Annotated in this window: 4 protein-coding genes; 2 read left to right on the forward strand and 2 right to left on the reverse strand. The window is 54.0% G+C overall.

Annotated features, from left to right (window positions below; genetic code table 11):
• The first annotated feature begins 53 nt into the window (after positions 1-53).
• Both PHE17_RS06435 and PHE17_RS06440 read left to right on the forward strand, forming a co-directional pair.
• A complete protein-coding gene (locus PHE17_RS06435; RefSeq protein ID WP_301014998.1) occupies positions 54-986 on the forward strand; it encodes a HipA domain-containing protein in 933 nt (310 codons plus the stop codon).
• On the forward strand, positions 983-1,735 hold the full coding sequence (locus PHE17_RS06440; protein ID WP_301014999.1) for an HIRAN domain-containing protein: 753 nt from the start codon (positions 983-985) through the stop codon (positions 1,733-1,735). Before PHE17_RS06435 ends, PHE17_RS06440 begins: the two co-directional genes overlap by 4 nt.
• Positions 1,736-1,742: 7 nt before the next feature.
• Here PHE17_RS06440 and PHE17_RS06445 read toward each other — a convergent pair whose 3' ends face one another.
• Positions 1,743-4,538, reverse strand: coding sequence for a site-specific DNA-methyltransferase (locus PHE17_RS06445; RefSeq protein ID WP_301015000.1), 2,796 nt, complete (start codon positions 4,536-4,538; stop codon positions 1,743-1,745).
• A 4-nt stretch (positions 4,539-4,542) separates the two neighbouring features.
• Positions 4,543-7,596: a BPTD_3080 family restriction endonuclease gene (locus PHE17_RS06450; RefSeq protein WP_301015001.1), complete on the reverse strand. Its 3,054-nt coding sequence runs from the start codon at positions 7,594-7,596 to the stop codon at positions 4,543-4,545.
• Positions 7,597-7,724 lie beyond the last annotated feature (128 nt).

The following is a 7,724-nucleotide window of genomic DNA, read 5'->3' on the forward strand; positions in this document are numbered from 1 at the left end:
GCTGTAAACTGCACCACCAATTGGAAAAAAACCACTCAAACGGGATTGCATGAATGTATCAAATTACTGAAATTACGGAACGTCACCAGCTAGAGCAGCTAGGCAGTAAGCCGAAATTTTGGTTTTATGATGAAGCTGCGGGTGTTCAACAACTTTGTAAGGTAGGACGTGCGGGAACAGGCGAGAACTGGGCAGAAAAAGTTGCCTATGAACTGGCTCGACTCATTGGGCTACCCAGTGCAGGCTACGATCTGGCTACATGGCAAAAGCAGCAGGCTGTTGTATCTCCATCTTTTGTTCCTGAAAACTGGTTGTTAGCACACGGCAATGAAATATTGACAAAGTTTGTCGAGAGTTATGATGAAAAACAGGCATTTCAGTTGAGGCAATACCGGCTAAATACTGTCATGGCACTGCTCTACCAATGGCAACAAAAGGAAGTCGTCCAGCTACCACTTGGGTACAAACCCACAAGCGATGAAGGCGTTTATGATGTGGCAGGTATGTTTGTAGCATACTTGATGTTCGACTGTTTGATAGGTAATCAGGATCGGCACGACCAGAATTGGGGCATAATTCTGGACTATACTGAACCAAGCGGGGGGATTTTCCTTGCCCCATCGTTCGACCATGCGTCCAGTCTGGCCTGCCGTTTGACGATAGAAGAGAAAAAAGAACGCTTGAAGACCAAGGATGTGGGGTATTCTGTAGAAGGCTTTGCCCGGAAGGCCAGAACGCCATTTTTCAGCAATGACGGCACGCAGCGGTTACGAAATCTGGAATGTTTCGAGAGTGCCGCAATGATGAGCAAGAAACCAGCGCAAATTAAGCAGTGGGTTGAACGGCTAGGTGCTATAGAACCAGCACAAATTGAACACATTCTTGGGCAAGTGCCCGCAGAATTCGGGATGGATGCTGTGACCAGCGAATTTACGCTGAAATATCTGGAAGCGAACAGGAAATTTATTTTAGGTCTGGAGTTATGAGTAAGAAGCTACTGTTATTCTGGCAAAACCCAACGAGTCGGCGCTGGATGACCTTGGGGTTACTGGAAAAGCGTGGGGGTATCTATTCGTTCCGCTATAGCCAGTCAGCCAAAAAATCACCAGAATTTGTCCCGTTTGGGGTGATGAACAACGTCACTAAAACCTATGAGTCGCAGGCGTTGTTCCCTATCTTCAAAAATCGCCTGTTAGCCAAGAACCGCCCGGAATATGCCGACTACATGGAGTGGTTGGGCTTGAGCAAACAGCTCGTCACCGATATGGATGAACTGTCCAGATCAGGTGGCATCCGTGCTACTGACAACTTGCAACTGTTCCCTTACCCTGAAAAGCAGGATGGCAAGTATGTAGTGGAGTTTTTTGTGCATGGCATCCGTCATGTACCTACCCGACAGGCTGACAGAATCGCCACATTGCAAAGTGGTGATGAGCTATTCCTGATGAAGGATGTGCAGAATCGGGCGGATGCTTTGGCACTGGCGATCAGGACGAATGACCCACCGGAAATTATCGGCTACTGCCCCAGTTTCTTTACGGCTGACATTAATCAGTTATTGGATGCGCAACCCCCAGCCAACGTGAAGCTATCTGTCGCCAAGATTAATCTGACTGCACCGTTACAGTACCGTTTGATGTGCAGGCTGGAATCTCCGTGGTTATCAAACTTCACCACCTTTGCTGATGGTGAGTTTGAAGATGAATGCCCCGTTATGCTGAAAGTGGCTTCATAGCTGACTGCTAAATCCGAAACACCTTCATCACCTCATCCCCCAAATGGTTGATCACCTTCACCGCGATCCGCCCTGACTGCGGCTTTTTGAACGGGCGGGAAACGTCGCTGTTGAGCGTTGCCCATGCTTCTTCGTTGATTTCGGCCTTGAGGGTGGTTTTGAGTGCCTTGTACGGGTCATTTGCGCCGAGGAAATAGGCGTGGCGCACGAAGAAACTTTCTTCGTTGTAGTCGGTGTCGATGAACCAGCAGGCGATGCCGTCAGCATTGTCGCTGATGACTTCGCCGGTTTGGGGTTTGAATACGTCCACGCCGTTGACTTTGACTTGGATGCGGTTGCTGCCTGCGTCGAGGATGTCGATGTCGGGTTCGCCGAAGATGACGAATAGGTTGCCTTTGCCAGTGTTTTTGAGGTCTTCCGCCATGTGCAGGTCGGCGTTCATGCGGGCTTTGAGTACCGGGATGCGCCCCAGTTTGTGGAATTCGGCGGAATGCGCGTCGTAGTTGAAGGCGCAGGCAATCAGCACGTCGAATCCGGCGTCACCGGCTTCGCGGGCAGCTTGTACCAGATCGGGGCGCGAGACTGTGCCGAATTCGGGGCCGATGAAAATGGCGGCACGGCGTTCTTCACCGCCGTCGGTGTTGCCTTCGAGGTAGCGGCCTTCGGCGCAGATCAGGTCGCCCGGCCAAGGTTGCAGGCTGATGAAGTTGATTTTGTCTTCTTTGTGCGCTTGCTGGACTCCGGCGGTTTTGAGGTTTTCGAGGATAATCTGGGCGAAATCGCGAGCATCCGTGTAGCCACTGGCGGATTCTTTGACGCCATCCATCAGTTCGTCGTTTTCGTCCACGCCGAGGACGCGGTGGGGGGAAAGGCTTTCGACGGTGAATGGCCCGGCAACGCGCACTTTGCTTTTGTCGTCATAGGGTTTGTCGTAGAGGTATTCGTAGTCGGCTTTGGCGGCGATGGAGGCGTCGATTTCCTGCTGGCGGGCAATGCGGTGTTTCCACCAGTCGGCGTGCAGTTGTTTGGCGGCTTTTGACCATTTCTCATCGGCTTCGCGGGGGATTTCCCATTCCTGCCAGTCTTGCTTTAGGGTGGTGTTGAGTTGTTGGCGCAGGGGTTCGAGTTTGGCTTGGTGGTTTTCCCAGATTACGTCGATTTCGGCGTTGTTGGCGATGGCTTTGAGGGTGATGTGGGGGACGCGCTCGTAGACGAAGCCTTGGCGGATGTTGCCGTAAGTGGGTTTGCTGGCGGGGATAGTGCGGGTGATGTCGGCTTCTTTTTGTTGGCCTTCGGGGGAGTCGGCTAGCAGGTAATAGGGGTAGCGTGCGCCCATGATGCGGGCGCGGGCTAAGGCCAGTGCTACCCGTGAGGTGTCCACCGTGATCCAGCGGCGACCCCATTGCTCCGCCACGTATGCGGTTGTGCCGCTGCCGCACGTCGGGTCAAGCACCAAATCCCCCGGATCAGTCGTTATCAAGATGCATCTTTCAATAACTTTACGCACAGTTTGAACAACATAAAGTTTGTCATCACCAAACCCTCCTGTACGGGTGTCTTCCCAAATATCCGAACTAGACTTGAACGGGAAATCATTGAAGTAGCGGATAAAATTAAGACTGCGCCCAATTGGTAATAGTCGGTCTGCTAATTCCAGCTTTTTTAGACCGGTGAGATTTGTACTGAATGTGCGGTTTCCTGGTGAATAAGAAGTGCCCTGAAACGTATAGCTTTGAAGGTCATTGGCATTTTTTGACCGAGCACTTGTCAATGGATTCGGACGATAAACACGTGAATTAGGTGGTGGTTCTGCCACACTCGAAATTTCTTCGCTTGTTAGATTACGACGAGTGCCGTCTGATAGTTCAACAAATCGAATGTTAACTTCTGAACGCCAGTTTCTTGGCTCGTAGGAATTCCGAAACTTAACCTCTTCGCGACGTTTTGCGAACCAAAGCAGCAGATCTGTGGTTACATCCAGAAGGCCGCTTCCTTTACCAGTAGTTTTACGAAAAACGATTTGTCCGCAAAAATTTTCATCGCCGAAAACTTCGTCGAGGACGGCGCGGACGCGGTGGACGTTTTCGTCGCCGATTTGGACGAAGATAGAGCCGGAGTCGGTGAGCAGGTCGCGGGCGACGGTGAGCCGGTCACGCAAGTAGGTGAGGTAGGAGTGGATGCCATCACGCCACGTATCGCGGAAGGCTTTGACCTGTTCGGGTTCGCGGGTGATGTGTTCCTTGTTGCCATCCTTCACGTCGCGGCTGGTGGTTGACCACTGGAAGTTGGAGTTGAATTTGATCCCATACGGCGGATCAAGGTAAATGCACTGCACCTTGCCGCGCAAGCCCTCACGTTCCGCCAGCGATGCCATCACTTGCAAGCTGTCACCCAGAATCATGCGGTTCGTCCAGTTGGCATCATGCTGGTAGAACTCGGTGCGGGCTTCCTCACTCGGCACGCCATTGAAATCGGCAAACAGCTCAAACTGGTTCTCCGCTGCCTTGTCATCCTGCCCGCTACGCCGCAGCAAGTCATCAATCAGCACCTTCGGATGCACCTTGTCCTGAATGTACAACGGCGGCGCATTCACCACCAGATCAGACCAATCCTGCTCATCCTTGCCCCGCCACACCAATTGCGGATCAAAGTCACGGTTACGCCGCTCATACGCGACCCGCACCGGATTGGCCTCGTCCTGACGCATCACCGACTGGTATTCAGCGGTGGGGATATTTTTGCGCGTGGCCTCGGTGTGCTTGAGGGCAGAAACGGTTTTTTTGTCTGAAGGTTGTTGTGCCATGTGTTTATTCCTGTCCCTGTTTGCCCACAATGCTGGTATTGATCATGCTGTCGAATTCCGTTGCAATTTTTTGTGCGAAATCTTCTTCCATCCCCCACACGTCGCCAAATTCGGCAAACGCCCAGCGCCCGTAACGCTTGAGGTTGTTGACTCCCGGAACCCAGTAGTTTTCCATCGTCGCCCGCTTTTCCTTGGCATCTTCACGCCGGTAGCCCTTGATCTCGACAATCAGGTTCAGCGGGTCGGCTTGCCCGTCATCCACCAGCACGATGAAATCGGGGATGTAGGTGCGCCGGGTGGAACCGTACTGGTAGGGCGCTTCCAGTCCCAAATTGTGGTTCTTGACGTAAGCGATGACACGCGGGTGCGCTTCCACCACCCGGCAGAATTCGCCCTCCCAATCGCTGTCGAGGATTGCCCAGTTGACGTGGCAATGCTGCGGGCTGGTTTCCCAGCGGTCGGTTTTGGCGGTGTGAAAACTGACGTGCGCGGTGGAGCCGGTCGGGTTGTAAGCATCCAGCATGGCCTTGACCGGGCGTTCCCCGACCATTGCCCGCGTGATCCCGGCAGTGATGCGCTCGCAAGCCATGTCCGCCAGTTCCTGATACATCAGTTGCGCCGGGTACGTGCCGCCCTTGCACACCAGATAGCCATCCAGCCATTGCTTGGCGATGCGCTTGAGTTGCCCGAACAAATGCAGTTTCGGTTCTTCGCCGGGGTCGCGCCACTTGGTGTACAGCAGCCGTTTGGTCAGGTTCATCAACAGGGTGGAATGGCGCATGTCGCCCAGATGCTTGAGGTTCAAATCCACTGCTTCGCCAATGATGCCGGAATTGCGGGTAATGGATGGCCCGACCAGTGCTGGCGTCAGTTCCAGCAGCGAATCTTCGTTGAAGGTGGCGCTGAGGCGTTCTTCCGGCAATTCGACCCGGTAGCCTTCCACCCGTGGGAAGGTGATAGCCAGCGGGTTGCGTGCCGGGCTGATCGCCTTGACGTGGATGGTTTCACGCGGCGGTTGCGGTTTCACCACCACCGGCTTGGCAGTGAAATCAAACGGAATGCCCAGCACGTCGGCATATTCCACGTTGAACAGGCCATCCGCATTCAGCTCATACGACTGGCGGCGCAAGGCACGGCCTATCACCTGTTCGCACAACAATTGCGTGCCGAAAGCGCGTACCCCCAGCACATGCGTGACGGTGTTCGCGTCCCAACCTTCGGTGAGCATCGAAACCGACACCACGCAGCGGATGGATTCGCCCAGCCGCCCTTGCTTGCCCACGGTGTTCATGACCTCGCGCAGCAAGTCCTGATCGGTGATGTTTTCCGCCCCTTTGTGGTCGCCACGCTCGCGCATGTCGTAGCGGAAACGTTCGATTTCATCCCCCGCCATGCTGCGGAAATTGGTATCCAGTGCATCACCAGATTCGAGTTGCTCGCTGTCGATCAGCAGGGTATTGGGACGTGGCAGCGGGTTGCCATGTGCGTCGTAGTTCCTGAACAGTGCCAGCCGCCCGTTTTCCAGACTGCTGGAACCGTCATCATTGTCACGCTGGAAACCGGCAATGAAGTCATACACCAGCTTGGAAGTGGAGGTGTTATTGCACACCACAATGAAACAGGGCGGGACGGTGATGCCACTCTCTTGCCACAAATGGAAGGTTTTTTCGTAATGCCCGTACAGGGCTTCGAGCGCAGTCTGCAATTCCACCGGCAGGCTGAGCGGGTCAAGGGTATTGGCTTTGCCCCGGCCTTTTTTCGGCATTCGGGTGCGGATATGCGTCCACAAATCGCGGAACTTGGGCATTTCGCCGCCGGGGATATTGTCCGACACCGGCACGCGCGGCAGTTTAACAATGCCGCATTCAATCGCATCCATCAGCGAAAAGTCGCTCATTGTCCACGGGAACAACGTGCCTTCGGCATAACCGGAACCACGCAGGAAAAAAGGCGTGGCGGACAAGTCCATCACCCGCAGCACACCCAGCTTGCGCTTGATCGCTTCCAGCCCGGAAATCCACAGGCGGGCAGCTTCGTTGTTTTTCTGTGCCTCGGTTTTGTCTTCACCCTTCAAGGCGCTGAGGTCGTCTTCGCCCGGCTTTTCGCGGTAGCAATGGTGCGCCTCGTCATTCAGCACCATGATATTTTTCATGCCCATCAGTTCCGGCATAACCCGCTGCAACATCTGGCCTTCGGTTTCCTGCGTATTGAGCGGCTCGCCTTTGCGCCCCTGAAGCAGCAAGCGCCCGCCTTTGGAAAGCTCCATGCGTTCGCGCAGCTTGAAAGCATGGTAGTTGGTAATGACAATTTTGGCGCGTTCCAGATCGGGCAGCATGTCGCCCGGAACCAGTTCACGGCTCTGGTAATAGCTGTACGGGTCATTGGGTTGCAACACTTGCAAGCGGTCACGGATGGTCAAGCCCGGTGCGACAATCAGGAAACCACGGGTGAAACGTTTGCTGTTGGGGTAACGTACCGCATTGATGGTCTGCCACGCGATCAGCATCGCCATGACGGTAGTTTTGCCTGCCCCGGTAGCCAATTTCAGCGCCAGTCGCAGCAGTTCGGGGTTGGCTTCCTGATTCGCACCTTCCAGATGATCCAGAAAATAGCGGCCTTTGTTGCCAGAAGTCGGTGCGACTTCCAGCAGCCAGATGGCTGTTTCGACCGCTTCCACCTGACAGAAAAACGGGCGGATGCTGTTGAATTCGTGGGAACGCCAATGTTGCAGCAAACGAGCGGTTTCTGGTGTCACCTTCCAGTCTTTTTGCGGGAGTTTGCGCCAGTCATCCACGTACTTGCGCAATTCATTGATCAGCGAAGTCGGATCGTATTTTTGTCCCTGACTTGCCAGCTCTGGTATATCAAACAGTAAATCTTGCTGGGGCGCGGCATCTTTGCGTTTTTTGGGCTTAGGGATAGGGGTAATGAAATCGGCACGGCGACGGGCTTCAATGGTTTTCTGGGTGGGCTGGCCTTGATCATCCAGCTCCCAGTGCCGGGTTGGGTAGGCGTAGGGTGAATTCAGTATGGGTTGTTCAAAAAAGGGGTTTTGCATCCGTTGAGGCTGTAGAAAAACCCTCCAAACCCCTATGTTGTGGGATAATTAGGCATCGCAAGCATCCGAACGGGTAAGCAGGCATGGCACGCTACAAACCGATCCATCAAGGCGTAAAACTGTTGGCG

The sequence above is a fragment of the Thiothrix sp. genome, assembly GCF_028714775.1.
Classification (GTDB): domain Bacteria; phylum Pseudomonadota; class Gammaproteobacteria; order Thiotrichales; family Thiotrichaceae; genus Thiothrix.